Origin of the sequence: Pseudomonas sp. L5B5, assembly GCF_020520285.1 — a bacterium.
GTDB lineage: Bacteria > Pseudomonadota > Gammaproteobacteria > Pseudomonadales > Pseudomonadaceae > Aquipseudomonas.
The window spans coordinates 673,160-699,048 of record NZ_CP084742.1; the positions used below are offsets into that span (position 1 = coordinate 673,160).

Sequence of the window (25,889 nt, forward strand, 5' to 3'; positions counted from 1 at the left end):
GAGCCTCAGTGCGGTTGCAGGGTCAGCACTTCGAAGCCGTCGCGGGTCACTGCCACCGTGTGTTCCCACTGGGCGGAAAGACCGTGATCGCGAGTGACGACGGTCCAGCCATCCTTGAGGCTGCGAACCCGGGCGCTGCCCTGGTTGAGCATCGGCTCGATGGTGAAGGTCATGCCTTCGCGCAGTTCCAGGCCGGTGCCGGGACGACCGAAGTGCAGGATCTGCGGTTCTTCGTGCATCTGCCGGCCAATGCCGTGTCCGCAGTACTCACGGACCACGCTGTAGCCATTGGTCTGGGCCAGGGACTGGATGGCATGGCCAATGTCGCCCAGCCGGGCGCCGGGGCGCACCAGGCGGATGGCATTCCACATGGCCTGGAAGGTGGTGTCCACCAGGTGCCGGGCCCGGGGGCCGACGTTGCCGATCAGGTACATCTTGCTGGAGTCGGCGATGTAGCCGTTCTTCTCCAGGGTGATGTCGATATTGACGATGTCCCCGTCCTTGAGCACCGCCTCGGTATGCGGCATGCCATGGCACACCACCTCGTTGATCGACGTGTTGATGCAATAGGGGTAGTTGTACTGGCCCTTGCTGGCCGGACGCGCCTTGAGCTCGTGGCGGATGAAGTGCTCCACCGCCGTGTCCAGTTCCATGGTCGACAGGCCCGGGCCGACAAAACCGTCGAGGAAGGTGAATACCTGGGCCAGCAGGCGTCCGGATTCGCGCATCAGCGCCAGCTGGTCGGCCGTCTTGATCAAGGCCTGGGTCATGACCGCCCCCTGAGCAAGTCGGGTTTGTTCAACAGCAGCTTGTTGATCAGGTCGTTGTAGGCCAGGTGCGGATTGAGCTCGGCCAGCAGGCCGATCTTCATCCAGAATTCGGCCTGGGCGTTGATCGAGCGATCCATGGCGGCGCTGGCCACGCGGATCTGTTCATGCAGGTCATCGGAGATCTTGACGATACCCATGTCGTGGAATGTTCTCTGTGGGGGAATATACGAAGCATATACGTTTCATATATTTCGCTTCAAGCAAGCCGTTGCTGCCGTACCGCGCGGCGCTTGCGGCAGGGCCATTAATTCGCTAATTTCGCGTTCATGACTTTTCTCGCCGTTCGTTCCCAGCCAAGCATTATTACCGCCATTACTCATTGGCGGGCTTGCTGACGACTGCACCCAACCCGCCCTGGAGGCGGGTTTTTTCTCTCTGTCTCCCGGGCTTCGCACACAGCCAGGAGATCCATCATGAGTCGCCCCAGCCGAACGCCCACTCCCAGCGCCGACATGGCCTTGCTGGAGCGCTATGTGAAGATGATTCTCGCCGCGCCGGTCTATGACCTGGCCATCTGCACCCCCTTGCAGGCGGCGCCGGCACTGTCCCAGCGCCTGGACAACCAGATCCTGCTCAAGCGCGAGGACCTGCAACCGACCTTTTCCTTCAAGATCCGCGGCGCCTACAACCGCCTTGCACGGCTCGGCCCCGAGCAGAAGCAGCGCGGGGTGATCACCGCTTCGGCCGGCAATCATGCCCAGGGCGTGGCCCTGGCGGCTCGGGAGCTGGGGATCAAGGCCACCATCGTCATGCCCGAGACCACCCCCGAGCTCAAGGTCCTGGGAGTGCGCAGCCGGGGTGGCGAGGCGCTGCTCCACGGCCCGAGCTTCCCGTTCGCCCTGGCCCATGCCCTGGAGCTGGCCGAGCGCAGCGGCCGGACCTTCGTGCCACCGTTCGATGATCCCCATGTGATCGCCGGGCAGGGCACCGTGGCCATGGAAATCCTGCGCCAGCACCAGGGGCCGCTGGACGCGATCTTCGTGCCGGTGGGCGGTGGCGGGCTGATTGCCGGGATCGCCGCCTATGTGAAGTACCTGCGCCCGGAAATCCGTATCGTCGGTGTCGAATCCGAGCACTCCAACTGCCTGCAGCAATCGCTGGCAGCCGGGGAGCGGGTGACCCTGGCCTCGGTCGGCACCTTCGCCGACGGTGTCGCGGTGGCGCAGGTGGGCGAGCACGGCTACCAGATCTGCCGCCAGCACGTGGACCAGGTGATCAGTGTCAGCAACGACCAGCTGTGTGCGGCCATCAAGGACATCTACGACGACACTCGCTCGATCACCGAGCCCTCGGGGGCACTGGCAGTGGCCGGAATCAAGGCCTATGTCGCGACCACCGGTGCGCGCGGCCAGGTCCTGGTGGCGATCGACTCGGGCGCCAACATCAACTTCGACAGCCTGCGCCACGTGGCGGAGCGCGCCGCCGTGTGCAGCCTCCCGCAGCCGGCCTGAGCCGGACAAGTGGTCAGGACAATACCGGGCGCAGGAAGCTGCGCTCGTAGCTCAGGATGAACCTCTTTTCCATCACCGAGGCCACCAGCGCCACGCTTTGCGGGTCGCTGAGGGCGTTCTGGCGATAGGCCTCGTAGTCGGCCAGGGAGGGAAAGCTGAACAGGCAGTAGGCAATGTTGCTGGCGCCCTCGCTCGGCAGGAAATAGCCCAGGTGGCTGCCTCCCAGGCGTCGGACCACGGCGATCCAGGCCTTGGCATAGGCCTCGAATTCGGCCAGTTGATAGGGGTCGATCACATACTTGACGTGGCAGGTAATCAAGGAGGCTGCTCCTGTCGAGAGAAGAAAGCGGGGGCAGGGATCTCCCATAGGAGCGAAGCCTGCCCGCGATGGTCATTAACGGTAGCGCGTATTGACTGGATAGACGCAGCGCGATGACGCCCATCGCGGGCAAGCCTCGCTCCTACAAGATCCTCAACTGCCGGGGGCCAAAAAGGTCGTTGCTCAGAGCCAAATCGAATTTAACAGACTCGGCAAAGCCGCATAGTCTGTAACTTGGCCCGGTCTGCAAGGACAAACAGGACAGGGCCGGAACTTACCGAACACGGACGTCGCCCGCAGGCAGGTTGCCTGTCGATTGGCCGCCTCGAACCAAGGAGAGAGTCGCCATGTTTCTATCTGCCCTGGAACTGCGCAATATCATTGAAAGCAGCTTCCTGCCCAAGCGTTGCCAATGCACCCTGAGCCCGGATTTGTCGATGACGGTGAAGGTCTTTGGTGACCATGAACCCGACCGCGTCGATCTGCTGGTCAGCGGTATCGACGCCGCCCAGCTCAATGGCTGTCGCGAAATCAACGAGCTGGTCGCCGGGCTGCGCCATGAGCTGGCCCACAACATCGGGCATGGCGCGCCCCTGAAACGCGCCCACTACTGAACCCGCTGGCCTGCATCGATTGCAGATCCTGCCTGCGTGCCCCATCGATTGCCGGAGCGGTGGCCATACTGGCAAAGCCATGCCGCTGCTCCACTCCAGCGCTTCCAGTTACGGTTGCCTCGCACCAGGCGGCAGTTACCCCTGCCTGCGACCTTACAGTTCGCTGTAGGCGATCCTTCTGTGTCCGGGCAGGGCCTGGGCCAGCAATTGCTCCAGTGACTGCCGCGCCGGCAGGTAGTCGTCTCCGAAGTCGCCATCAGCCAGTTGCGTCGGGTGCGCCACCACCTCCACCACGCCCTGGGGTTGCAAGCCGTCGAGCAGGTCCTTCGGCGTGCACACCGAATCGGCTCCTGCCCCCGAGAGCCAGCGAATACGCCGGTTCAACGAGGTCTTGAACAGCCATTTGACGATGCCGATATTGCCTCCGACATTGCGTGCCAGGCGCACCGGCACCCCTTGGCGGGCAGCGAAGCGGGCGACGATCGCCGCCACTGGCCACAGGTTGTGCACGTGCTGGTGGGAGTCGATGTGGCTCGGACGCAAACCCTGCGCGAGGCAGCGCTCCCATTGGGCCTCCAGCTCCTGTAACACCGCGGCGGCGGCCAGTGCGGGCAGGCGCAAGGTCGAGCGAGGCAGGCTCAGGTCGAACTGTCCCTGGGGGTCGCAGAACAGCGGCTGTCGGCGGATGTCCTGGCTCAGCGCCGGGCCATAGGTCAGGTTGAAGTGCAGGCCGATGCGTCCCAGCAGTTCATGTCGATGGGCCAGGCGACAGGCATCCTCGAAAGCCGGCATGTTGGCCATCAGGGTGGCGGAGCTGATCACCCCGCGCTGGAAGGCCCGCAGGGTCAACTGGTTGTAGTCCGGATCGAGGCCGAAGTCGTCGGCGTTGACGATCACCCGTGGCGCAGTGGCCTGGGAATGCTTCATGGGCGCACCTTCGCTGCGGTAGTGGCCTGGCGTCGTTCGCGCCAGGCCTTGAAATGAGGTTTGACTCGTTGCCACAGGCGTTCGCCCAGGCCTGCCAGCAGCCCCAGGGGACGCCAGCTGTAGAAGCTCCAGCGTTGCTGTTCGACCAGGCCGCTGAGGCGCTCATGCAATTGGTGGCTGGATCGGCTGAGGCTGACCCGGGAGGCATCCACCCATTGCCAGCCGTCCTCCAGGCCCCAGCGAATCCACTCGTCCAGCAGCAGGCGACCGCTGCCCAGGTTGGCATGTTCGGCCAGGAAGGCGATGTTGTAGTCGTACAGTCGGCCCTGTTCCAACAGCCCCAGGCGATAGCTGATGCAACGGCCCTGGTGTTCGAGCAGCACCACCCGCACGCAGCCTTCGGCGGCCAGTTCGCGCAGGGCGCTGAACATCCATTGGCGGCGCTGCCCGCCGGAGAAGATGCCCAGGCCGTCGGTGCCTTTCCAGCTGGCCTGTTCCACGTCGCAAAGCATCTGCAGCACCTGGTCGACGCCTTCTGCCTCGGGGACCACGCGCAGGACCCGCGCATCGGCTTCGGCGCAGCGCTTGCGGGACCGACGCAGTTCGTAGCGCAGGGTACCGCTGGCTTCCTCCCGGTCAGCGGGGACTATCAGGTGTTCCGGCACTCGGCACGTAAGTGCTTGTTCGGCGTAGCTGCTGGCCCGGCACCAGGGCGCCAGTAGTTGGTCGACCGCCACCAGCTCATGCAACTGCAGCAAGTCGTGGGGCAGGTGACGGCGGATCTGTCGCAGAGCTTCGGGCATCGCCTTGCGGGCCGTATCGGCCACCAGCAACGCCAGGCGATCGCTCAACGGATGCCCAAGGTGGCGCACCACCCGCAACGGCAGGACGCCGCGCGATTCACGCGCAGCCACCAGCGGCAGGCACAGGACCAGGCGCTGGTCTTGCCAGCCCAGCAGGATATGCAGTGATTGCCGGGCTGACAGCGCCTGGGCGGCCCCTCGCAGCCAGCCCAGGCGATTGAACGGGGTGGCCCGGTCGATGCCGGTGCGCAATTGCTCGTAGGCCGTCACGGGGAATTCGTCGGCCGCCAGGCCCTTGCACCATTGCCAGCGCAGGTTCATGGGCGCTCCCGGTCGATCTGCGTAGCCGCCTGTTGATCCAGCAAGCGACCCCGACGCAAATGGTGCAGGCGAGTCTGGTGGTACGGACGGCGGCGATGGAAGTGCAGGCAGCGCAGTAGGCAGTAGACATGCAGCGACTCGCCGACTTCCTGGAAACCCAGGCGCATGTGCATCTTCAGCGCCGGCTCGTTGCGCACGTTGACCAGCGCTCGGGTGGCCTTGAAGCCCCGCTCGCGGTACTCATCCCAGAGCAGCTTCTGCGCCAGGATCACCACGCCCGAGCCACGGTAGGGCACGGCGCACTCACCGGCGAACTGGTACAGGCAGCCCGGTGGCACCCGCATCCAGCAGCGGTACAACTGGTCGTCGTAGTAATCGCGCTCGCTGATCCACACCATCATCATCACGTTGCCCTGGTGATCCAGGTGCGCGCTGCCACGGCTGCCCTTGTCCAGCAGTCCGCGAATGGCCGGCAGCTGGGCCGTGAAATACTTGTCGAAGGCCGGCAGCAGCTCCCGGGTGATGGGCACCTGGGGCCAGCGCCCAGGGTCGATGGGGCAGGGTACGGGCAAGGCCAGTGAGCGCTCCAGGGTCAACAGCTCCCAGTGGTAGTAGAAAAAGCGCTCGCTCAGTACCCGCAGGCTGCCCCGCAGGCCTTTACGGCGAATTTTGGCCAGCAGGCCGGTCAAGCGACTCATAGGGTTTTCCAGGTCAAGGCAAACAGGGTTTCACCGGGTAGCTCGAATACCAGCCGATCTGCGCTGCACTGCACGCTGGCAGAGCGCACATGGCCGTCGGGGCCCAGCAGGGCCAGGTTCGGCCGCGAAGAACAAAGTGAAGACGGGGCGCGGAGTTCGATGGTCTGCGGACGCGGCGTCTTGGCTACGCCCAGCAGGCTGTGGCGCGACCCGTCGCGCAGGGCCAGGGCATCGACTTCAAAGGCCGGGTTGTCCAGCACCTGCACCTCGCCCAGCCAGTGCTGGCGCAGGAACTGCTGGGCCGCGGCCACCGGCTTGAGGCTGAAGTGCTGGGCGCTGCGCTGGGCCAGCATGCCCTTGGGATATTCCGGCTCGTCAGCGGCCTGGAACCAGTTGAGCATGTCCAGCAGGCCGTCCTGGGAGGCGTTGAAGACCACCGAGGCCCACCACAAGGCTGCGTAATGCGTGTCCTGCTGGTAGGGGCTCAGTTCCGGGCCGCTGGAGATGTTGGTCTGGCTCAGCAACAACGCCTTGCGTGGCCGACCCTGCTCATCCAGGCCCACCAGTTCGGCGGCGGCGCGCACGCTGGCCCGATAGCGCCGGGTCGCCAGCAGATCGCGGACCATCCACTCGTGCCAGGCCAGGGCATCGATGTCCGGGCCGTGTTCGGCCAGCAGTTGCCGGGCCCAGTCGATCCCTCGACGTTGGCCGGCGCCGACCCGGAAGGGTCCGTCCAGCAGCCGCGAGCTGACCGGCATGGCGATGCGCACGCCAGCCGCTCGAGCTTCGGGGTGGGCCTTGGTGCGTTCCAGCATCTGGCTGAAATAGCCGGCGAATACCGCGTAGCTCGGGTAGTTGAGGTTGGGCTCGTCGGCGAACGCCAGGTAATGCAGGCCCTGGTTGCCCAGTTGTGCACTGTCGGCCAGCCAGGCATCGAGGCCGGCGAGGGTCTGCGGGTCGGCTTCCAGTACCGGCCTGCGCCCGGTGCCCGCCAGCAGGGTGATGTCGCGGTCGATGCCGAAGGTCTCGCGGTAAAGCCGGCGGAAGGCGATTTCCCGGGTGGGCTCGGCCTTGATCACATCGACGAAGCTGTAGAAGTTGGCCGCTCTCGGCCCCAGCGCCCGCAACAGCTCGAAAGTCGACTGCGGCGGTTGGGCATAGGGCAAGGCCACGCCCAGGTGCGGGCTGGGACCGGCCATTTGCGGCCGCAGATTCAATTCCACCCGGCCCGGGGTCCACTGCAAGGGATGCAACTGGTGCAGGTCCTGGGCGAACAGGTTGGCGGTGCCGTCGAGCCAGAACCCGACCTTGCCCGAGCCGCCCATGGACAGGCGCCAGACCTCGTCGTGGTCAGCCACTGGCAGGTCGGCCTGGTCGAACCGGGCATATTGCTCATGGCGCTCGAGCTTGAGCCGGACCTTCTGCCCGTCACTCAGGCGTACGGCCTGCAACAAGCTGACGCCACCGTGATACTTGCCCGCCAGCACCGCTTGTTCCCCGGCGGCAACGCGAAAGTACAGCTCGACCCCATCGGGCACGTCGGCGCTGAAGTGCACCTTGGTCGGCTCGAACTGCGCCCGGGTAGCACTGTCATGACCCAACTTGAAGTTGCGAAAACTGTAGCCGGGCACTTGCAGGCGATAGTCACCGTCGGCGGCGGGCAACGGGAGGCTGTCCTGGCCGTAGGCCTGGTTGGCCGCGATATCCACCTGCTGGCGCAACAGGCCATCAGGGGCGACCAGGTACAGCTGCTCATGATTGGCGTCGCTTTGCCAGGCCGGGCTCCAGCGCAGGTGCAGGGTGTCGGCGGCGCTGGCCTGGAGGTACAGGCTGCCATCGCGGATATCGCCCCATTGCATGGGGGCCGCCTGCAGGTGAGGCGCGGCGAGCAGCATCAGGACAAACAGGGAACGGGGTTTCATCAGGCCTTTTCCTTGGGGCGCAGTAGCTGGCGTACGTAAGTCACGTCCGCGGGCAGCAGAATCAGGGTGCGATACCAGGCCACGCCGCTGAGGCGGCAATACAGGCCGAGCATCACCAGGCTCACCGCCAGGTAGGCGATGGAGGAGGCCAGGCCGGCACCGACGATGCCCAGTCGGGGAATCAGCAGCGCGTTGAGCGCCAGGTTCAACAGGGCGCCACCGCCGAGCAGCAGCGAGAGGCTGCCGGGGCGCTGCTTGCCCAGCAGGTCCAGGCGCAGGATGCTCGCGTAACAGAGACCGAACAGGCCGGGCAGCAGGGCCAGCAGGGCACTGTAGGCGGGGGCGTAGGCCGCGCCGAACAGCGTCACGATCAACCATTGGCCGATCAGCGCCATGCCCAGGCAGGCTGCGAGCATCACCGTGGCAGTCAGGCGCAGGGCCAGGGCTGTCAGCTGTTCGATGCCGCTGTCTTGCTGCAGCAGGCGCTTCATCAACGGGGTGGTCACCGCTTCGGGAATGATCAGCAGCAACTCCGCAGCGGCGCTCGCCATGGCATACCAGCCCAGGGCCTGCGGGTCGAGCAGGGCGCCGATGAACAGGTAGTCCGAACGCAGCATCAGTTGCTGGGCCAGCACCCCGGGATGGCTCTGGGCGCTGTAACGCAGGAGCTTGCCCTGTTCCCCGGACTGCCAGCGCAGGCGCAGGTGGTGAAAACGTGCCAGCCAGCACCAGCCCACCACGACCACCAGCAGCGTGCCCCCCAGCCAGCTGACCAGTGCTGCCGACAGGGGCTGGTCGCGCCAGATCCACCACAGGCCGACGAACAGCAGCAGCGGGACCAGGGACTCCAGGAGCCGCAGGGCATTGAACGCCTCGACCCGACCGTCGGCGTTGTGCAGGGTCAGCAGGCCGCTCTTGAGCACGGTGATCGGCACTGCCAGCAGCAACAGCCAGGCCAGGTCCCCCAGTTGCAGGCTCAACTCCCACTGGCTGCCCAGGGTATTGATCAGGGCCAGGCCGGCCAGGGTCAGCAAGCTGGCCAACAAGCAGCCGTAGACCAGCACCTGGGTCAGCAGCAGGCCCATGGGGCGCTGGCGCGCCGCCTCGTAGCCCACCGCGGTGTTGAGTCCGCCACTGGTGAGGGCGGCGATCAGGTCCGGCAAGGTGCTGAGCAAGGCGAACAGGCCGCGATCGGCCGGCCCCAGCAGGCGTGCCAGCAGCACATTGCGCAACAGGCGCAGGCCGATCATCGCCAGCCGAGTGCCCATGCTCAGGGCCAGGTGCCAGAGGTAGCCTCCGCGCTTCATGCCCGGGCTCCCTGCCACAGGCGCCAGGCCAGCAGCCCGGGATGGGCGGCGCTGGCATGGCTGACGTCGATGCGTGGCAGGGCCAGCCAGGGATTGCCCGCCGCTTCAATCAGGCCCGGCCGAGTGCCCAGGCCATAGCGATAACCCAGTCCGGCCACGGCCGCACGCACCTGGGGATTGTGGTCGCCATTGGGGTAGCAGTAGATCTCCAGCGGAGCCTGGCAATACTTGTGCAGGGCGTCGTGGGAGCGTTGCAGATCGGTGTGCAGGGCCGCTCCTTCGAGTCGGGTAAGAATGGCGTGGCTGGCGCCGTGCGGGCCGAAGGACACCAGCCCCGAGCGTTCCAGGTGCTTGACCTGGGCCCAGTCCAGGGCTTGCGGCGTCGCCATGGCGGGACAGCCATCGGCCAGGGCCTGCAACGTCGTCGCTGGCAGTTGCTTGAGGCGTTGCAGGTAAGCCCCGAGCAAGCGGCTGCGGGCGTCGTCGTCACCCGCCTGCAGCAAGGCCAGGGGGGGCGTCAGCTGCAGGGCGCGCAGGTGCTCCAGCAATGGCCGGCTGGCAACGTCGCCGGGACGTTGCCACAGCGCTTCACCAATGGACTCCCACCAGAAGCCCTGGCGACTGCCGACGAAGTCCGTGGACAGGAAGATACTGGCCGGCACTTCGTAGCGCTCCAGGACTGGATAGGCCACCTCGGCGTTGTCGCGCCAGCCGTCGTCGAAGGTCAGCGCCACTCGGGGGCGGTCGCCGCCGGGCAGGTCCAGCAGTTGCTGCAGCGGCACGCAGTCGAAATGCCGGCGTAGCCAGCGCAACAGGTGTTCGAACTGCGCCTGGCCGACGCACAGGGGCGCGCGATGGGGCCTGGCCGCGGCCGTGGAATCGGCCAGTACCCGGTGCAGCATCAACACTACCCCAGCCTCGCCCAGGCGAGCGCGCCCGGTGCTGTGCAGGTAGGCGCTGCCCAGCAGCCGCTTGAGGGTCGATTTGAGGGTCATGTCAGCGGTTCTGTTGTGGGTTCCACAGGGCATAGCGCTGCCCGCGGAGAAATTGCCAGAGGCCCATGCTCATGCCGGCCATGGTCACCAGGATGAAAGCGGCCAGGCGAAACACTTTGGGCAAGCGTGCGCGCTGGTCCAGCAGGCCCATCACGCCGGCGCCGTAGCCCAGCAACTGGGCGATGAGGAAAAGGCTGTAGAAGGTCCCGGCATTCCACAGCAGCAGGTTGGCCAGCAGCAGGGGCAGCAGCAGCACCGGGGCCAGGCGGCGGATCAGCTTGTGGCTGATCAGGGCGATGGCGTAGGCCCCATGGCGCCAGGGGTTCATCAGCTCCCGGCGCTGGGCCAGGCTCTGCAAGCCCCCCACCGTGACCCGCAGGCGCCGACGGTATTGCTTGCCGGCCTCGTCCACACCCTGGTCCAGGACCTGGGCTTCTTCCACATAAACGATGCGCTTGCCTGCCACCGGGGCGCAGGTACTGATGAAGAAGTCATCATTGACCTCGGCCGGAATGCGCTGGAACAGCTCCCGACGCAGGGCCAGCAACGCACCATCGGCAGACACCATGCAGCCAGTGCGGTTTTCCGCCTGGCGCACCCAGGCCTCGTAATGGCGGTACAGGGCGTCGCCCAGGCTCAGGTTGTGCCCGGCCCGGGGAATGATCATGTGCCCGCCGCACGCGCCGACCTGCGGGTCGGCCAAGGGCGCCAGGAGCTTGCCCAGGGTATCGGTGGACCACTGGTTGTCGGCGTCGGTGAACACCAGGATGTCGTTGCGAGCCAGCTCCTGCGCGGCGTTCAGGGCGCCGGCCTTGCCCACTCGCGGCAGGTCCAGGACCACGATTCGCGGGTCGCGCACGGCCAGCGCGATGGCCACTGTGTCGTCGCTGGAGCCGTCGCTGGCCAGGATGATCTGCAGATCGGTGGCCGGGTAGTCCTGCGCCAGCAGGGTGCGCAGCTTGTGCTCGATGTGCGGGCCTTCATTGTGGGCGGCGATGATCACGCTGACCGACAGCGGCTCGCCGGGCAGGGTTGGCCGGGGCCGCACGAAACGGCTGAGCAGGGCCAGCAGCAGCGGGTAGCCGATCCAGGCGTAGATGGGCAACAGCAGGCACAGCCAGAAAAGTGTCTTAGCCACGGTCGGGCCTCACGGCAGAACGGTTGAACAGACCCTGCACCAGGGCCACGGCCCCCAGGTGCAGGCGGAGCCAGTGCAGCAGCCAGAGCTGCAGGACGAACAGCGGATCGCGCTGGCGCAGGCCCTGGCGCAATGCCAGGACCAGCGGTGCGACGGCGCCCGCCAACAGGCAGAGCGCGGCGCAGTCCGGCCGACCCAGCAGCAGGGCGCATAACGCGGTAAGGCTCAGCAGCGTGCAAGCCAGGCACAGCAGGGGAAAACGCAGCAGGCGCAGGTTCGCCCCGCCGGCCCTGAGCAATTGCACCTGGCTGCCCTGGCGCCAGCGTTCCTTGGCTGCCCATTCGCTCCAGCTGCCCTCGTAGCCCCAATGCAGCACCTGGGGGCGGGGCAGGCTCAGTTGCCGGGCACCGGCGGCGTGCAAGCGCAAGCCGAAATCCTTGTCCTCGCCCGTGCGCAATTGTTCATCGAAACCGCCGATACGCTCGAACCAGCTCCGCGCCAGGCACAGGTTGGGGGTGGGCATCCAGTGCAGCAGGCGGGCCTGGGTACCGGCCGCCAGGCTGCGTCGTTGCCAGGCCCGGGCGAACCACGGGGCACAGGCAGGAGCGGCGCAATCGAGGGCGAAGACGTCCGCTGTCTGCTGATCCTGGGCCAGCTGCCAGAGTTGCAGCCAGTCCTCGGGCACCTCGATGTCGGCATCGAGGAACGCCAGGCAGTCGCCGCTGGCCATCCCAGCCCCGCGATTGCGCAAGGCCGCAATGCTCAAGCCCGGGCACCGCAGCACTCGAGCGCCCAGTTCCTGGGCCAGGTGCGGGCCCTGGTCGGTGGAGCCGTTGTCGACCACGATCAGCTCGCAGTCGACGGCCGCCGCCCGGGCTGCGCGCAGCACGCTGACCAGGGTCCGGCCGATGTGTCGCGCCTCGTTGTACATGGGCACGATTACGCTGATCCTTTGCATCTTTGCCTCCCTTGGCCAGATGACGTTGACGTCACGCTCGCCTTGCCGGTGCGAGAGCGTGTGCGATTGGCGGGTGCGTTGTGGCTGGCGTCGCTCGCGCCCCTTGTAGCCGCTGTTCATCAGGCTTCCTCGGCTTGTCGGCGCAACACGCTGGACAAGGCCAGGAAGATCCACAGGTACTTGTGGTTCGGTGCACTGAGAAACAGCAGGAACACCGCCAGGGCCAGCAGGCTCAAGCCCAGGTGCGTGGCGATGTCGGCCTGCTCTCGGGCCCCCCGGGCGAGGAACGCCTGGCGCGCCCGTTCGAAGTTGCGCAGCCCCATGAGCATCAGTGCGACGAAACTCAGGCCGGCGGGAATGCCCAGCTCGCTGAACAGTTCCAGGTAGGTGTTGTGGGCCCGGCGATACAGGTCGGGTTCGTTCAGGTTCTCCGAGAAACCGCTGGCGAAGCCGGTCTGCGCGTAGTGGATCGGGAACGTGCCCAGGCCCGAGCCCAGCAGCGGGTTGTCGCGGATCATCTGCCCGCCCACCACCAGGTAGGAGGTGCGCCGCCCCAGGGAGGTGTCCTCGGAGTGGGCGCCGGACTTGAGCATGCTCAGGGACTTGATCCGGGCGACGTAGTCCGCCGGCAGCGCCGCGATGCCCAAGGGCACCACGATCGCCACGCCGAACATGGCAAACCCCAGGTGCTTGGGCCGTAGGCCCTTGAGCCGGTCACGGTAGTGCCAGGCCCCGATGGCCACGGTGAACAGCACCACCAACAGGCCGGAACGCGAGTCCGTCTTGGTCATGCCGGCCATCAGGGTCAGGCCGATACCGATCCAGAACAGCCGCTGCGGCCACCAGGGCGCGCGCAATGCCAGGAGAATCGCTGGCGGCACCGCCATGGCGATCAGCAGGGCGAAGTAGTTGGCATCCTGCAACAGGCCGATGGCTCGGCCACCGACCTGGTACTTGGCTGAAACCAGGGCAATCACGCACGTGATGGCCACGCTCACCGCCAGCAGGCGGCAGAGCATCAGCAAGTGGGTCTCCCGGGCGATCAGCAGGGTCACGAAAAACAGCACCAGGCCTACCGCCAGCTCTCGCAAGCTGTCCAGGGACACCATCATATTCTCGCTGTACAACAGGCTCAGCAGCAGGCACAGCAGGAACGGTCCCAGGGCGCGCCACAGGTTGCTGCCCAGGCGGGTATCGGGGATCTGCCGCAACAGCAGCTTGAACAGCATGATCAGGATCAGCGAAGCGCCCAGCAGCTTGGCCCCGGAAAAGGCACTGTCCTTGAACAGGCCTTCGAAGGGCACCAGGGCACAGATACCCAGCAGGCCCCAGCCCGGACGGCGATAGAGCAGGGCCCAGCCTGCCAGGCCGATCACCACCAGGGGCGCCAGGAACGGCCAGGGACTGGCCAGCAGGGCGAGGGCGGCCAGGCCCAGCAACAGGCCGAGAACAGGTGCGGCGATCATGAATTGCTGGTCTCCCGGACGAGGCGGTACAGCTCGTCCCAGCTACGGGCCAGGGTTGGCAGGTGATAGTGCTGGCGCTGGGTGGCACGAGCGGTCTCGGCCAGGTTCCGGGCCAGGGCCGGGTCGTCCAGCAGTTCAGCGATGCAGCGGGCCAGCTCGGCGCTGTCCAGGGGCTTGGCCAGGAGGCCGTTGTGCCGGTGTTGCACGACGTCGGGAATTCCCCCCACGGCGAAAGCCGCCACCGGCGTGCCGGCTTGCATGGCTTCGAGCAGGATCATCGGCGTGCCTTCGGTGCGTGAGCTGAGCACCAGCACGTTGAGGCGCTGCAGCCAGGGCTGCATGTCCTGCTGGTAGCCCGGCAGGAGAATGCGCAGGGACAAGCCTGCGGCATCGATGCGCTCGCGCAAGGCCTGGTTCTGCTCGCCATCGCCCAGCAGCACGGCCTTGAGTGTCGGGCGCAGCTGGCAAAGCGCGATCAAGGCATCGAGAAACAGGTCCGGTCCTTTTTCCTCGCTCAGCCGGCCGACGAAACCCACCAGGGGTTCCAGGGCCTCGCGGCATACCACAGGTGTATCCGCAGGCAGCCCGCCATTGCCAGCCGGGCACAGTGCGGCAGGTTCCGGCAGGCCGTTGGCAATCACCTGCAGCTTGTCCGCGGCGACTCCGGCCGCCAGGTGCAAACCGGCGATGCTCTGGGCCACGCAGACCACGCGACGTACGTGGCGGCTGCGACACAGGCGCAGGCTGGCCCAGGTATAGAGTTTCTGCTTCAGGCTCCTGGGGGTGAAGCCGTGCTGGGTCAGCACCAGCGGCAGTCGCAGGCGCCGGGCACAGATCCAGGCGAAGACCTGGGCCTTGAAGTTGTGGGCGTTGAGCAGTCCCGGCTGCTGGCGCAGGTGCGCCAGCAGGGCCTTGAGGTCCTGGCAGTTGTGGCAGGCAACGCCTGCCTGGACGAAACGCTGCAACAGCGCGGGCGGGGCGTCGAGGAACACCACCCGGTGCTGTCCGGGGGTGACCAGGCAGTGATCCAGCAGCATGCGCTCGGCACCATAGAAGCCGCCGCTGTGGATCAGGTGCACGATGGGCTGCGCGGCCGTGCTCAAGTCGTTCACTGTTTGGCCCAATGCCAGGCCCAGCGCCAGGTCCAGCGCGGGTAGGGGTTGATCTGGGGCGCTTCGATCGCGTTGAGCACCATCAGTACGGGCAGGCCAAGATGATCGTTGACCTGGGCCGGATGCTTGAAGCGATGGTCGAAGAACTCGTAGACATAACCCAGGGCGATGGCCAGCAGCAGGCCGGTGAGCAAGCCCAGGGGGATGATCAGCATCGGCTTGGGAAAGGCCGCTTCGCTGGGCTCGTAGGGCTGGCTGAGGACTCGGGCGTTGGACAACTCGCCGCTGATCAGGCGTTCGCCGCGGCTCTCTTCGTAGCGCTGGGTGTAGGTGAAGAAGGCCTTGTGCAGGGCATCGATCTCGGTATCCAGCTGGCGCAGCTTGCTCAATACTTCCTGCAGGTCGCGCACCCGGGCCTTGTAGTCATTGATTCGGGTGGTCTTCTGGGCGATCACCGATTGGGTGATCTGCAAGTCGCTGCTGCGCTCGCGCACCCGGTTCTCGACCACCTTGAGGAACTGCGCGCGGGCCCGCACGATCTGCTCGCGCTGCTGCTGCATGGGCACGCTGTCGGCTCGGTAGGTGTCGGCAGTGATGCCGTACTGGCCCACCAGGTTGGTCAACTGCTCGCCCAGCTGCTTGATCTCGCGGTCTTCGTAGGCAACGTTGTCCACGGTATTGGCGAAGGCGAAGGGGAAGGTGTAGTCGGTCAGCCCGGCCTTGCGGGCCGCGGCGAGGTTCTTCTGCAGGTAGTCGAGGCGTCGCTGGTTCTCCAGGGCCTGGTCGCGGTAGCCGTTGAGCGATTGCTCCTCGGTGTTGATGGCGTTCAGGCGGAAGGTGATCTCTTCCTTGGGATCGGAGGCATGGGCCGCTTCCAGCAGGGCCTGGCGCTTGCCTTCCAGGTCATCCAGGCGCGACTGGTACTGGGCCTTCTTCTGTTCATAGAAGGCTTCGGGCAGGTCGCTCGATTGCAGGTCCTGGCGACTCTTGAGGTAGTTGGCCAGCAGGCGTTCGACGAAGCGCGTGCCTTCGGCGGCGGACGGGCTGCTGTAGACGATGGAGATCACGTTGGAGCCGGGCAGGGTGCCGATCTTCAGGTCCTTGACTGCCTGGTTGGTGAAGGCATCCAGGCTGGTGTCGCGCACCGGGTCCACCGCCAGGCCGAAGAAGCCGCGCACCGGGTTGATCACGTGGTTGCGCAGTGGATTGACCACGCCATCGCGCAGGGGGTTGAACAGCAACCTGGCCAGCAGGCCTTCGCGGCCGCCGAACAGGCCTTCGCCGCGCAACTGGTCGATGGTGTCGCGGATCAGGGTCGGCGAGCGCAGGATGTTGCTCTCGGTCTCCATGTCCGCCAGCGATGGTGGGATGAACTTGTCATTGTCCGGGGTGAGCACGGTATTGGCGTCTGTCTGCGACAGCTTCTTGGACTGCACGATGACTTCGGCGGTGATCTCGAAGCTCTGCTTGAGCACCAGCGGCAGGAGCAGCGCGAGCAGGGCGAAGCCCAGGAACACCCGCTTGATCAGGCGCCGATTGACGAAGAACACGAGCAGGAACTCGTGCAGGTAGTTTTCTATCTTGGTCATCGAGGCAGACTCAGTTGTTATTCGATTCTTTGTTGTCGACGCGGTAGCCGAAGCTGAACCCGACACCCTGGAACATGATCACGTCCGCCAGTTGCTTGCTCAGCGCACCGGCCTTGGCCAGGCGGGTCTTGGGCACGTAGAGCATGTCGTCCGGTTGCAGGTAGGCGAACTGCAACGCCTTGCCATCCAGCGCGGCATCGGCGTCATAGACCCGTGCCTCCACCTGGTTGCCCTTGCGGCGCATGATCACCACCGAATCGAGGCGGGCAGTGGGGCCGGCGCCCTTGGCCAGGGTCAGGGCCTCGAGCACCGAGATGGGTCGACGCACCGGGTAGGCGCCCGGTTGGCCGACCTCACCCATGACGAACACTTCGTTGGCGGCGGTGGTCTTGAGCAGTACATCGACGCTGACCTGGCCGACTTCCTTGGCGTACCGCTGGTTGATCAGGGTCTGCAGCTCGCTCAGGCTCTTGCCTTGCAACGACAGGCTGCCCAGCAGTGGGAAGCTGGCGCGGCCATCGGAGCCGACGACAATCTCCCGGCTCAGGCCGGTGGCCGGATTGGTCAGGCTGGTGCGCAAGTTGTCCAGCTGGGCCATGGCATGGGAGATCGAGAAGGTGATCTGCGGTTTCTTCAGCACCTTGGCGTATTGCGCCTGCAGGGCCTGGCGCGCCTGTTCCGCAGACAAACCGGCAATCTGGATGTTGCCGATGTAGGGCATGTCGATGCTGCCATCGGGCAGCACCAGCTTGTTGCCATCCAGCTCCGGGGCGGAGAGGAAACTGATGTCCACCTGGTCGCCCGGCTGCACCAGGTAGCGCTGCTGGCTGGTGGTGCCGATATGGAAGATCACGTCCAGCACGTCCTGGGGGCGCAGCACCTGCTCGATGGGCATCACTTCGGTGAGTTGGGCCTGATCGGCGGGGGCGCTGAGGATCTGCACCGGCATCTGCTGTGGCTCACGCCCGGCACAACCGGCCAGGGCCAGCAACAGGGACAGGCTCAGCAGGGAAAGTCTTGGCTTGTTCATGGTTACACGGTCCTTGTGCCGATCAGAGACGGTCATAAACCCACTTGGGCATGTAGTACTTGCGGGCGTTGAACACGCTGCCGATCAGCTTCGCTTCGGCCTGGATCAGGCGTTGCGCCGCGGCCTGGGCCACTTCCCAGCGGGTTTCCTCGCTGCGTACCACCAGCACCACGCCATCCACCTGGGTACTCAAGGTGAGGATGTCGCCACTGCTGTACACCGGATCGCCGTCGACGATCACGAAGCGGTACTGCTCGCCCAGGGCCTGCAACAGTTCGCGCAGTTGCTCCGGGGCCAGGCGCTCGCTGTACTGCTGGCGCCGCCCCAGGGGCAAGAGGTCGAAATCCAGTTCCTGGCTGTTCTGGATGCACTCGGCCAGGGTCGGCGGGATCTCGGCCAGGGCCAGGTCGAGAAAGCCCGGGCGCTGCTCCAGGCCCAGGCGTCGGGTCAGGCTGTCGTCGGACAGGCTGGTATCGACCAGCAGCACCCGGCCGCGACTGGTACGCGCCAGCTCGCTGGCCATGCTCAGGCTGCTGCTGGTCACGCCGCTGTTGCGGTTGGCTGCGGTGAGCAGGATCACCCGCAGCTCCTGGTCGAGTACGGTGACTGCCAGGTTGCTTTCGCTGGGACGCTGGATCTTCAGACTGGCAAAGGTTGCTGCCGCCATTTCAACTTGCTCCATGGCCATTGAGGACCTTGAAAGGGGTTTTGATCAGGATCTTCAAGTCGAGCCACGGGCTCTGCTGGAAGATGTAGGTCATGTCGAGGGTCACCCGGCCGTCGAAGTCCACGTCGCTGCGCCCGGACACCTGCCACAGGCCGGTGATCCCCGGGTAGATGCTCAGCCGGCCCAGGTGGTGCTCCTTGTAGGTCTGGGCGTGGAACGAGGTGGGACGCGGGCCGACGATGCGCATCTGGCCGAGCACCACGTTGATCAGGTTCGGCAGCTCGTCGAGGCTGGTGCGGCGCAGGAAACCGCCGATCCCGGTGATGCGCGGGTCGCGGTCGATCTTGAAGTCCACCGAGTCCGGGCCGTGCTTGTTCAAGTGGCGCACCGAGTCCTTTAGGGCTTCGGCGTTGACCACCATGGTGCGGAACTTGTACATGCCGAAACGCCGGCCGCGAAAACCGGTGCGCAACTGCACGAAGAACACTGGGCCAGGGCTGGTGAGCTTGATCGCCAGGGCGACCGCCAGCAGCAGCGGCGCCAGCAGGATCAGCAGCAGCGCGGCCAGCAGGGCCGAGGTCAGGCGCTTGGTCCGCGACAGGGTCCAGGGACGCCCACCCTTGCGGCCGCTGAGCCAGCCGTGGTGCTGCAGGTCGATGGCGGCCTGGACCTTGCGCCGGAACGGGTCATTGCGCCGATCGACGGGCGAAGGGGCGGCGCTGGCGGGCGACGGTAAAGGTCTTTCCATATCCACCGGGAATACTTCCATTGCAAAAGGTTTAGAAAAACGAAGGAGACTGGCCGTTCAGGCTGCGCCGCTGCGGTAGTAGTCCAGGTACCACTGGACGAAACTCCTCAGGCCATCCTCCAGGGGTACTTGGGGACCGAAGCCGGTGAGGTTCTCCAGGGCACTGACATCGGCGCAGGTGTTGAGCACGTCACCGGGTTGCAGCGGCAGGTACTCCACCTGGGCCTGGCGGCCGAGGAGCTTTTCCAGGGTCGTCACATAGTCCTTGAGCTGCACCGGGCGCTGGCCGCCGATGTTGAACAGGCGCCAGGGCGCCATGCTGGTGGAGGGGTCCGGCTGTTCACGGTCCCACAGCGGATCGCGGGCCGGCGGCTTGGCCAGCAGGCGCGCCAGCGACTCGACGATGTCGTCGATGTAGGTGAAGTCGCGCTGGTGCATGCCGTAGTTGAACAGCTTCAGTGGATGACCCTGGCTGATGGCGTCGGCGAACAGGATGGGCGACATGTCCGGCCGGCCCCATGGGCCGTAGACCGTGAAGAAGCGCAGGCCGGTGGCGGGCACGCCGAACAGGTGGCTGTAGCTGTGGGCCATCAGTTCGTTGGCCTTCTTGCTGGCCGCGTACAGCGACAGCGGGTGGTCGACGTTGTCGCTGACCTTGTACGGGGTCTGCTGGTTGGCGCCGTACACCGAGCTGGAAGAGGCGTAGATCAAGTGCTGCACCGGGTAGCGCCGGCACATTTCCAGCAGGTTGAGAAAGCCGCCGAGGTTGCTGTCCAGGTAGGCCTTGGGGTTTTCCAGGGAGTAACGCACCCCGGCCTGGGCGGCGAGGTTGATCACCGCCTGGGGCCGGACCTCGGCGAACAGCCGATCCAGGCCCTGGCTGTCGGCCAGGTCCAGGCGTTGCAGGGGAAAGTGCCCCACCTGGCGTTCCACCCAGCGCACTCGGTCGTGCTTGAGCTGGGGGTCGTAGTAGTCGTTGAAATTATCCAGCCCGGTGACCTGGTGCCCATCCTTGAGCAGACGCAGTGCGGTATGGGCGCCGATGAAACCGGCGGCCCCGGTGATCAGGATATTCATGCGCAAAGTGCCCCCGGTACACGATAGGGCAGGCCAATGCTCAGGTAGTGCAGCCCGGCATCCGCTGCCTGTTGCGGGTTGTAGAGATTGCGTCCGTCAACGACCAGGCGGTCCTTGAGGGTGTCGCGCAACAGCTTGAAGTCCACCACGCGAAAGGCTTTCCACTCGGTGCAGATCACCAGCGCGTCGGCGCCCTGCAGCGTGTCGTCGCGAGTCGCGCACAACTGCAGGTCGTCGCGGTAGCCATACAGGCGCCGGCATTCGGTCATGGCTTCGGGATCGAAGGCATGGACCTTGGCCCCGGCTTGCCACAACGCCTCCATCAGGTAGCGGCTGGTGGCTTCGCGCATGTCATCGGTATTGGGCTTGAAGGCCAGGCCCCACAAGGCGATGACCTTGCCCTGGAGGTTGTCGCCCAGGTGCGCCTTGAGCTTGCGGAACAGCACATGGCGCTGCTGTTCGTTGACATCGCGCACGGTCTTGAGCATGTGCGGCTCCAGCCCGTGGCTCTGGGCCGTGTGGATCAGTGCCCGCAGGTCCTTGGGGAAGCACGAGCCACCGAAGCCGGCGCCGGGGTAGATGAAGTGATAGCCAATGCGCGGATCGGCACCGATGCCCTTGCGCACCGCGTTGATGTCCACCCCGAGACGCTCGGCCAGGTTGGCCATTTCGTTCATGAAGCTGATGCGGGTGGCGAGCATCGCGTTGGCCGCATACTTGACGAGCTCGGCACTGCGGTTGTCCATGAACATCAGGCGATCGTGGTTGTGGTTGAACGGCGCGTAGAGTTCGCTCAACTGCTGGCGCGGCAGGTCGTGGCCGCAGCCGACGATGATCCGGTCCGGGCGCATGCAGTCGGCGACCGCCGAGCCTTCCTTGAGGAACTCCGGGTTGGACACCACATGCACTTGCAGATGGGACTTGCCCAGGTCCGCCAACTGTTCAGCGACGGTTTCGACCACCAGGTCGGCAGTGCCTACCGGTACCGTGGACTTGACCACCAGGGTCTTGTCACTGGCCATCAGGCTGGCGATGTCGCGGGCTACCGCCAGGACATGGTCCAGGTCGGCCGAGCCATCTTCGTTGGAGGGGGTGCCGACCGCGATGAAAATCACCTGGCCATGGCCCACGGCGTCGCCTGGGCGGGTGGTGAAGTGCAGCCGGCCAGCCTTCTGATTCTCTTCGATCAGGGTCGCCAGACCCGGCTCGTGAATCGGAGGAATGGAACGTTGCAGTTGGGCGATCTTGTGGCTGTCTATATCGACACAGACCACGTTATGCCCGACATCGGCCAGGGCAACGGCTTGCACCAGACCGACGTAGCCAGTACCAAAAACGCTGACTTCCAAGGGAACGACCTCGTCCATGATGAGTGTTGGGTGAGGTTTGGCTCACCTTCTTTAAAAAGGCGTGTGGCACATGGCCTGCATTGCGCTCTTTTTTTGACACTACCATAAGGTTGAGACGTTTAATTGACGTTTTTGGGCGTTACATAAATGACATAGGCGAAATAATGATTTTTAATGTGTTAAAAAATCGTTATAAATCAATTTGTTAAAGTGTTTGATTAGGGTGATAATGGAAACCGTCAAATAGTTGTGGCCAGGTTTAAATAACCTTAAAAAACAGACGAACGGTAATTTTTTCGACAACATAAATGATGCTTTTTTGCCATTACCTGCTACTTGAACCGGAAAAAGAGGACATTCCTGATCGTTCGAACAGCATTTTTTGACACTGTTTGTGTCTGTAAAAAAATCTCGGAAATGATCAGTAATTGGCCAGGTCAGGTGTGCGTAGCGCTCGGTACGGGCGCTGGGTAAGCGGGAAGAGACAGAGGCGGGCGTCAGACTAAAGTCGGGTGGGGCAGGGGTGGGCTATCTGCCATCATTTTCGGTCTTCATTGATTCAATCAATTCACCCAGCGCGACTTAATTCGCTGGCTGGATTTTCCCTGGGTCTTCTTTACCTCGCGTCACTGATTTTCTGCTGGAGCCTGTTCATGCGTCCCCCTTTTCCTCTACTCAATCCGTGCCCGCTGCTGGGCCTCGGAGCCGCCATCCTATGCTCGGGTTTTGCCCAGCAGGCACAAGCTGCCGGCTTTTTCGAGGACAGCAGCGCCAAGCTCGAATCGCGCACGGTCTATTTCAACCGGGACTTTCGTGACGGCCACACCAAGACCGCGCAGGGCGCCTCCAAGCGCGAAGAGTCGGCCCAGGGGTTCATTCTCAACCTGCAGTCGGGCTACACCGAAGGCACCGTGGGTTTCGGCCTGGACGCCCTGGGCATGCTCGGGCTCAAGCTCGACTCCAGCCCGGACCGCAGCAACAGCGGCCTGCTGCCGTCCAGTGGGCACGATCCACGGGGCTCGGCCGACCAGTACGCCAAGCTCGGCCTGACCGCCAAGGTGCGGATGTCCCGGACGGTGTTCAAGTACGGCGCACAACTGCCCGACCTGTCATTGCTCAAGTACAACGACGGACGCCTGCTCCCGACCTTGTTCAACGGAGCGGTGCTGACCTCCAGGGAGGTCAAGGACCTGACCCTGACCGCGGCCCGCCTGAATCGCTACACCGCCCGGGACTCCACCGACTCCCAGGACATCCGCGTGCATTGCAAGAACAAGCGCTATGCCTGCAACACCACCGCGGATCACTTCGACACCTACGGCCTGGACTACAAGTTCAGCGACCGTATCAGCGGCCAGTACCATTACGCCGAGCTGGAAGATGTCTATCGCCAGCATTTTGTCGGCCTGGTGGCCAACCAGCCCCTGGGGCCGGGTGTGCTCAAGGGCGACCTGCGCTTGATCAAGAGCGATGACAGTGGCAGTGCCCATGCCGGCAGCATCGATCACCGGGCCCTGAGCACCTTGCTCAGCTATGGCCTGGGCGGCCATGTGTTCAGTGCCGGCTGGCAGCGCATGTACGGCGACAACTCGATGCCGTACCTGGATGGCAGCAACCCGTACCTGGTGAACTACGTGCAGGTCAACGACTTCGCCGCGATCCAGGAGCGCTCCTGGCAACTGCGCTACGACTACGACTTCAAGGCCGTGGGCATCAATGGCCTGAGCTTCCTGACCCGTTATGTCAGCGGCGACAACATCAAGGTCCCGGGCAGCCTGCGCGAAGGCCGCGAGTGGGAGCGCGACAGCGAGCTCAAGTACGTGGTGCAGAGCGGCACCTTCAAGGATGTGAGCCTGCGCCTGCGCAATGCGACCTACCGCAGCAACTACCAACAAATCGCCCGGGACATGGACGAAACGCGCCTGATCGTCAGCTATAACTTCTCGATCCTCTGATCCTGTAGCCCCTGTCGAGCCTTTGGCGAGGCTGTGCGAAGGTCCGCAGGACCTTGCCTGGCGTCGCGCCTGCTGCGCCATCGCGCGCAGCAGGCAGCAGCGGCGACCTGGGTCAGGTCAGTTGATGCCGGTACGGCAGGTCCGGGCCGGTGCGGGTGCAGGTCAGTGCAGCAGCGTTGACGGCAAACCGCAGCAGGGCATCGATCTGTTCGCGGCTCAATTGCTCCAGGCCCAGGGGTGAGTCCAGTCCTTGTTCTGTCAGCCAGGCGATCAGCGCCGCCTGAAAGGTGTCACCGGCGCCCACGGTATCGATCACCTGTACCTGCGGTGTCGCCACCGACCAACTGCCATGCCGACGGCTGAACACCGTTGCACCCTGGCTGCCCCGGGTCAGGAACACCAGCTTGGCATTGTCCTCGAGCCAGCCCTGGACCCGGACTTCGGGCGCCTGCCCGGGATACAACAGGGCCAGGTCCTCGTCACTGACCTTGATCAGGTCGGCGTGGCCTGCCAGCTCCGCGATGCGCTGGCGCCACAGCTGGATGTCCGGCTGCGGGTTGAGTCGTACATTCGGATCGAGGCTGATCAGGCGTCGACCCCGTTCGCGGCGTACCAAAGCCCGCAGGGCGCCGGCGATCGGCTCGACCACCAGGGAAAACGAACCGACATGCAGCCCGCGCACCTGCTCGCCAAGCACCGGCAGGTGCTCCTCCAGCAGTTGGCGATCGGCAGCGCCTTCGCCACGAAAGCTGTAGTGGGGCGAACCGTCCGCCCCGACCGCGACCATGGCCAGGGTCGTGGGGGCGTCGAATTCACGCAGGTAACGGGTGTCCACGCCTTCCTTGTCCAGCACCTGCCGCAGGCGCTGGCCCAGGTAGTCCCGGGACAGCCCGGCCAGCAGCGCCACATCGATGCCCAGGCGACGTAAGCCCACCGCCACGTTGAATGGCGAACCGCCGGCAATCGCCTGGAACGCCACCTTGTTCGCCGGAGTACCGGCCTCATCCGCGCTGAAGAAGTCGAACAGCGCCTCACCACACACCAGATACATAGTCATTCGCTCTTCAAAGGGTTGCCACGTGTTGTCGATAGCGTTCATACACCGGTTCATAGGCCGCCACGGCCTCGGCCCGAGGGCGGGTTTCGCTCCCCGGGTCGAGGTGCACGCAGCGATCGCACACTTGCTGGAGCGCCAGGTCTGGCTGCTCCTGCCGACCATGGCACCAGGCCGCCTGGATGGCCGCGCCCAATGCAGCGGCCTCGGCTTCCCGGGTACAGACCACCGGGGTGTCCATGATATCGGCGACGACCTGGCGCCACAGCGGACTTTTCGAACCACCACCGATCAGGCGGATGTTGCGGCTCTGCAAGCCTGCCGAGCGCAAAAGATCGAGGCCGTAGCGCAAGCCGAACGTGGTGCCTTCCACGACTGCACGACACAGGTTGGCCTGGGTCAGGTTATCCAGGGTCATGCCTTGCAGGCTGCCCTGGGCATGGGGCAGGGCGGGCACCCGCTCGCCATTGAAAAATGGCAGCAGGCACAGGCCTTCGGCACCGATGGGCGCTTGTGCCAGCCGCTGGTTGAACGTGGCCAGGTCCAGGCCCAGCAGTTCGCGCACCAGGGTTGTGGCATTGGTCAGGTTCATGGTGCAGATCAACGCCAGCCAGCCGCCGCTGGACGAGCAGAAGCTTGCCAGCGCGGGCTCGGGGCTGACCAGCGGTTGGCTTGCATAGGCATACACGGTGCCCGATGAGCCGAGGCTCATGGTGATGATTCCCGGCTGGATATTGCCGGTGCCAATGGCGCCCAGCATGTTGTCGCCACCGCCGCTGGCCACCTGTGCAGCTGGGTTGATCCCCAGTTGCCGGGCGATCTCCGGGAGGATCTGGCCCACCGGCTGGTGCGCCTCGAGCAGTGGCGGCAGGGCCTGTTCCAGACGCCCGCTGGGGTCGATATGGGCCAGCAGGGCACGGTCCCAGTCACGCCTGCGCACATCGAAATAGCCGCTGCCGGAGGCATCGCCATACTCACTGGCGCAGCGTCCGGTCAGCCAGAAATTGAGGTAGTCGTGGGGCAGCAGGATCCGCGCGATGCGCTGGAACAACTCCGGGTGCTGCTCTTGGGTCCAGAGCAGTTTGGACACCGTGTAGCCCGGTGCAATGGCCAGCCCCAGGCGTTCCAGAGAGCCTTGTTCGCCCCCCAGCCAGTCCAGCAGGCGCTGGTTTTCAGCGCTGCTCTGGGTGTCGCACCACAGCTTGGCTGGGCGCAGCACCCGGCCCTGGTCGTCCAGCAGCACCAGGCCGTGCTGCTGGGCGCAGACACCGATGCCGAGCACGTTCCGGCCATCCACCCCGGCGGCCTGCAACGCCTGCCGGATGGCAGTGGTGCAGGCTTGCAGCCACTGCGCGGGGTCCTGTTCGCGGCGGCCGCTGGCGTCGCTGATCAGGCTGTGGAGCGCGGCGCCCCGGCCCAGGACGGTGCCGCTCTGGCTGTCGAGAATCAGCGCCTTGGTGCCCTGGGTGCCGCAGTCGATGCCGAGAAACAGTGCGGGTTGGATCATCGTCGCTCCGGGTGCAGTTGGTTAATGGCAATCCTGTAGCCGCTGTCGAGCC

At 65.1% G+C, this 25,889-nt stretch carries 23 protein-coding genes and 1 pseudogene; 3 read left to right on the forward strand and 21 right to left on the reverse strand.

Annotated features, from left to right (window positions below; genetic code table 11):
* Positions 1–5: 5 nt before the first annotated feature.
* Together map and LGQ10_RS03000 are read right to left on the reverse strand one after the other, a co-directional pair.
* The gene (map, locus tag LGQ10_RS02995) at positions 6–770 is read right to left on the reverse strand and encodes a type I methionyl aminopeptidase (protein ID WP_226524641.1); all 765 of its coding nucleotides are present in this window, start codon (positions 768–770) and stop codon (positions 6–8) included.
* The gene (locus LGQ10_RS03000) at positions 767–967 is read right to left on the reverse strand and encodes a ParD-like family protein (RefSeq protein ID WP_058434217.1); all 201 of its coding nucleotides are present in this window, start codon (positions 965–967) and stop codon (positions 767–769) included. The genes map and LGQ10_RS03000 overlap by 4 nt, the downstream gene beginning before the upstream one ends.
* A 276-nt stretch (positions 968–1,243) precedes the next feature.
* On the opposite strand from LGQ10_RS03000, the pseudogene ilvA reads away from it, so the two are divergent.
* Positions 1,244–2,251 (forward strand): annotated as a pseudogene (ilvA, locus tag LGQ10_RS03005) (threonine ammonia-lyase, biosynthetic); the annotation flags it as partial.
* A gap of 43 nt (positions 2,252–2,294) precedes the next feature.
* Here ilvA and LGQ10_RS03010 read toward each other — a convergent pair.
* Positions 2,295–2,600: an NIPSNAP family protein gene (locus tag LGQ10_RS03010; RefSeq protein ID WP_058434634.1), complete on the reverse strand. Its 306-nt coding sequence runs from the start codon at positions 2,598–2,600 to the stop codon at positions 2,295–2,297.
* A 347-nt stretch (positions 2,601–2,947) separates the two neighbouring features.
* Between LGQ10_RS03010 and LGQ10_RS03015 the strand changes: the two genes are divergently transcribed.
* Entirely contained in the window at positions 2,948–3,214 is a 267-nt protein-coding gene (locus LGQ10_RS03015) for a DUF1652 domain-containing protein (RefSeq protein WP_058434633.1), read from the forward strand.
* A 153-nt stretch (positions 3,215–3,367) separates the two neighbouring features.
* On the opposite strand, the gene LGQ10_RS03020 is transcribed toward LGQ10_RS03015, so the two are convergent.
* The 16 genes from LGQ10_RS03020 to LGQ10_RS03095 form a co-directional block, all read right to left on the reverse strand.
* Positions 3,368–4,141, reverse strand: coding sequence for a carbohydrate deacetylase (locus LGQ10_RS03020; RefSeq protein ID WP_058434632.1), 774 nt, complete (start codon positions 4,139–4,141; stop codon positions 3,368–3,370).
* On the reverse strand, positions 4,138–5,265 hold the full coding sequence (locus tag LGQ10_RS03025) for a GNAT family N-acetyltransferase (RefSeq protein ID WP_226524642.1): 1,128 nt from the start codon (positions 5,263–5,265) through the stop codon (positions 4,138–4,140). Before LGQ10_RS03025 ends, LGQ10_RS03020 begins: the two co-directional genes overlap by 4 nt.
* Complete coding sequence (locus LGQ10_RS03030; protein ID WP_058434630.1) at positions 5,262–5,963, reverse strand: N-acetyltransferase; 702 nt, start codon at positions 5,961–5,963, stop codon at positions 5,262–5,264. The genes LGQ10_RS03025 and LGQ10_RS03030 overlap by 4 nt, the downstream gene beginning before the upstream one ends.
* On the reverse strand, positions 5,960–7,885 hold the full coding sequence (locus LGQ10_RS03035; protein ID WP_058434629.1) for a hypothetical protein: 1,926 nt from the start codon (positions 7,883–7,885) through the stop codon (positions 5,960–5,962). Before LGQ10_RS03035 ends, LGQ10_RS03030 begins: the two co-directional genes overlap by 4 nt.
* Positions 7,885–9,192, reverse strand: coding sequence for an oligosaccharide flippase family protein (locus LGQ10_RS03040; RefSeq protein ID WP_226524643.1), 1,308 nt, complete (start codon positions 9,190–9,192; stop codon positions 7,885–7,887). Before LGQ10_RS03040 ends, LGQ10_RS03035 begins: the two co-directional genes overlap by 1 nt.
* Positions 9,189–10,187, reverse strand: coding sequence for a polysaccharide deacetylase family protein (locus tag LGQ10_RS03045; RefSeq protein ID WP_058438957.1), 999 nt, complete (start codon positions 10,185–10,187; stop codon positions 9,189–9,191). Before LGQ10_RS03045 ends, LGQ10_RS03040 begins: the two co-directional genes overlap by 4 nt.
* 1 nt (position 10,188) lies before the next feature.
* The gene (locus LGQ10_RS03050) at positions 10,189–11,325 is read right to left on the reverse strand and encodes a glycosyltransferase family 2 protein (RefSeq protein ID WP_226524644.1); all 1,137 of its coding nucleotides are present in this window, start codon (positions 11,323–11,325) and stop codon (positions 10,189–10,191) included.
* Complete coding sequence (locus LGQ10_RS03055; protein WP_226526080.1) at positions 11,318–12,283, reverse strand: glycosyltransferase; 966 nt, start codon at positions 12,281–12,283, stop codon at positions 11,318–11,320. Before LGQ10_RS03055 ends, LGQ10_RS03050 begins: the two co-directional genes overlap by 8 nt.
* Positions 12,284–12,402: 119 nt before the next feature.
* Entirely contained in the window at positions 12,403–13,749 is a 1,347-nt protein-coding gene (locus tag LGQ10_RS03060; RefSeq protein ID WP_226524645.1) for an O-antigen ligase family protein, read from the reverse strand.
* Positions 13,746–14,861, reverse strand: a complete 1,116-nt coding sequence (locus tag LGQ10_RS03065; RefSeq protein ID WP_226524646.1) for a glycosyltransferase family 4 protein — start codon at positions 14,859–14,861, stop codon at positions 13,746–13,748. Before LGQ10_RS03065 ends, LGQ10_RS03060 begins: the two co-directional genes overlap by 4 nt.
* Positions 14,858–16,450, reverse strand: a complete 1,593-nt coding sequence (locus LGQ10_RS03070) for a GumC family protein (protein ID WP_226524647.1) — start codon at positions 16,448–16,450, stop codon at positions 14,858–14,860. Before LGQ10_RS03070 ends, LGQ10_RS03065 begins: the two co-directional genes overlap by 4 nt.
* A 10-nt stretch (positions 16,451–16,460) precedes the next feature.
* Positions 16,461–17,480, reverse strand: coding sequence for a polysaccharide biosynthesis/export family protein (locus tag LGQ10_RS03075; protein ID WP_058436091.1), 1,020 nt, complete (start codon positions 17,478–17,480; stop codon positions 16,461–16,463).
* A gap of 22 nt (positions 17,481–17,502) precedes the next feature.
* Complete coding sequence (locus LGQ10_RS03080; protein WP_058436092.1) at positions 17,503–18,147, reverse strand: CpsD/CapB family tyrosine-protein kinase; 645 nt, start codon at positions 18,145–18,147, stop codon at positions 17,503–17,505.
* A gap of 1 nt (position 18,148) precedes the next feature.
* Positions 18,149–18,895 (reverse strand): sugar transferase, encoded by a 747-nt coding sequence (locus LGQ10_RS03085; protein WP_058436093.1) that lies wholly within the window; start codon positions 18,893–18,895, stop codon positions 18,149–18,151.
* A gap of 57 nt (positions 18,896–18,952) precedes the next feature.
* A complete protein-coding gene (locus LGQ10_RS03090; RefSeq protein ID WP_226524648.1) occupies positions 18,953–19,972 on the reverse strand; it encodes an NAD-dependent epimerase in 1,020 nt (339 codons plus the stop codon).
* The gene (locus tag LGQ10_RS03095; RefSeq protein ID WP_058436100.1) at positions 19,969–21,321 is read right to left on the reverse strand and encodes a UDP-glucose dehydrogenase family protein; all 1,353 of its coding nucleotides are present in this window, start codon (positions 21,319–21,321) and stop codon (positions 19,969–19,971) included. The genes LGQ10_RS03090 and LGQ10_RS03095 overlap by 4 nt, the downstream gene beginning before the upstream one ends.
* A gap of 653 nt (positions 21,322–21,974) precedes the next feature.
* Between LGQ10_RS03095 and LGQ10_RS03100 the strand changes: the two genes are divergently transcribed.
* Positions 21,975–23,276 (forward strand): OprD family porin, encoded by a 1,302-nt coding sequence (locus LGQ10_RS03100; protein WP_226524649.1) that lies wholly within the window; start codon positions 21,975–21,977, stop codon positions 23,274–23,276.
* Between the two features lie 112 nt (positions 23,277–23,388).
* On the opposite strand, the gene LGQ10_RS03105 is transcribed toward LGQ10_RS03100, so the two are convergent.
* Entirely contained in the window at positions 23,389–24,327 is a 939-nt protein-coding gene (locus tag LGQ10_RS03105) for a carbohydrate kinase family protein (RefSeq protein ID WP_226526081.1), read from the reverse strand.
* Between the two features lie 13 nt (positions 24,328–24,340).
* Positions 24,341–25,837, reverse strand: coding sequence for a xylulokinase (gene xylB, locus LGQ10_RS03110; protein ID WP_226524650.1), 1,497 nt, complete (start codon positions 25,835–25,837; stop codon positions 24,341–24,343).
* Positions 25,838–25,889: the final 52 nt, after the last annotated feature.

Bases quoted from the DNA above. Each gene is read 5' to 3' on its own strand.
- LGQ10_RS03030 (WP_058434630.1), bottom strand. From the start codon at position 5,963: ATGAGTCGCTTGACCGGCCTGCTGGCCAAAATTCGCCGTAAAGGCCTG.
- LGQ10_RS03035 (WP_058434629.1), bottom strand. From the start codon at position 7,885: ATGAAACCCCGTTCCCTGTTTGTCCTGATGCTGCTCGCCGCGCCTCAC.
- xylB (WP_226524650.1), bottom strand. From the start codon at position 25,837: ATGATCCAACCCGCACTGTTTCTCGGCATCGACTGCGGCACCCAGGGC.
- LGQ10_RS03085 (WP_058436093.1), bottom strand. From the start codon at position 18,895: ATGGAAAGACCTTTACCGTCGCCCGCCAGCGCCGCCCCTTCGCCCGTC.
- LGQ10_RS03105 (WP_226526081.1), bottom strand. From the start codon at position 24,327: ATGTATCTGGTGTGTGGTGAGGCGCTGTTCGACTTCTTCAGCGCGGAT.
- LGQ10_RS03075 (WP_058436091.1), bottom strand. From the start codon at position 17,480: ATGAACAAGCCAAGACTTTCCCTGCTGAGCCTGTCCCTGTTGCTGGCC.
- LGQ10_RS03070 (WP_226524647.1), bottom strand. From the start codon at position 16,450: ATGACCAAGATAGAAAACTACCTGCACGAGTTCCTGCTCGTGTTCTTC.
- LGQ10_RS03025 (WP_226524642.1), bottom strand. From the start codon at position 5,265: ATGAACCTGCGCTGGCAATGGTGCAAGGGCCTGGCGGCCGACGAATTC.
- map (WP_226524641.1), bottom strand. From the start codon at position 770: ATGACCCAGGCCTTGATCAAGACGGCCGACCAGCTGGCGCTGATGCGC.
- LGQ10_RS03055 (WP_226526080.1), bottom strand. From the start codon at position 12,283: ATGCAAAGGATCAGCGTAATCGTGCCCATGTACAACGAGGCGCGACAC.
- LGQ10_RS03040 (WP_226524643.1), bottom strand. From the start codon at position 9,192: ATGAAGCGCGGAGGCTACCTCTGGCACCTGGCCCTGAGCATGGGCACT.
- LGQ10_RS03060 (WP_226524645.1), bottom strand. From the start codon at position 13,749: ATGATCGCCGCACCTGTTCTCGGCCTGTTGCTGGGCCTGGCCGCCCTC.
- LGQ10_RS03000 (WP_058434217.1), bottom strand. From the start codon at position 967: ATGGGTATCGTCAAGATCTCCGATGACCTGCATGAACAGATCCGCGTG.
- LGQ10_RS03020 (WP_058434632.1), bottom strand. From the start codon at position 4,141: ATGAAGCATTCCCAGGCCACTGCGCCACGGGTGATCGTCAACGCCGAC.
- LGQ10_RS03090 (WP_226524648.1), bottom strand. From the start codon at position 19,972: ATGAATATCCTGATCACCGGGGCCGCCGGTTTCATCGGCGCCCATACC.
- LGQ10_RS03045 (WP_058438957.1), bottom strand. From the start codon at position 10,187: ATGACCCTCAAATCGACCCTCAAGCGGCTGCTGGGCAGCGCCTACCTG.
- LGQ10_RS03100 (WP_226524649.1), top strand. From the start codon at position 21,975: ATGCGTCCCCCTTTTCCTCTACTCAATCCGTGCCCGCTGCTGGGCCTC.
- LGQ10_RS03015 (WP_058434633.1), top strand. From the start codon at position 2,948: ATGTTTCTATCTGCCCTGGAACTGCGCAATATCATTGAAAGCAGCTTC.
- LGQ10_RS03080 (WP_058436092.1), bottom strand. From the start codon at position 18,147: ATGGCGGCAGCAACCTTTGCCAGTCTGAAGATCCAGCGTCCCAGCGAA.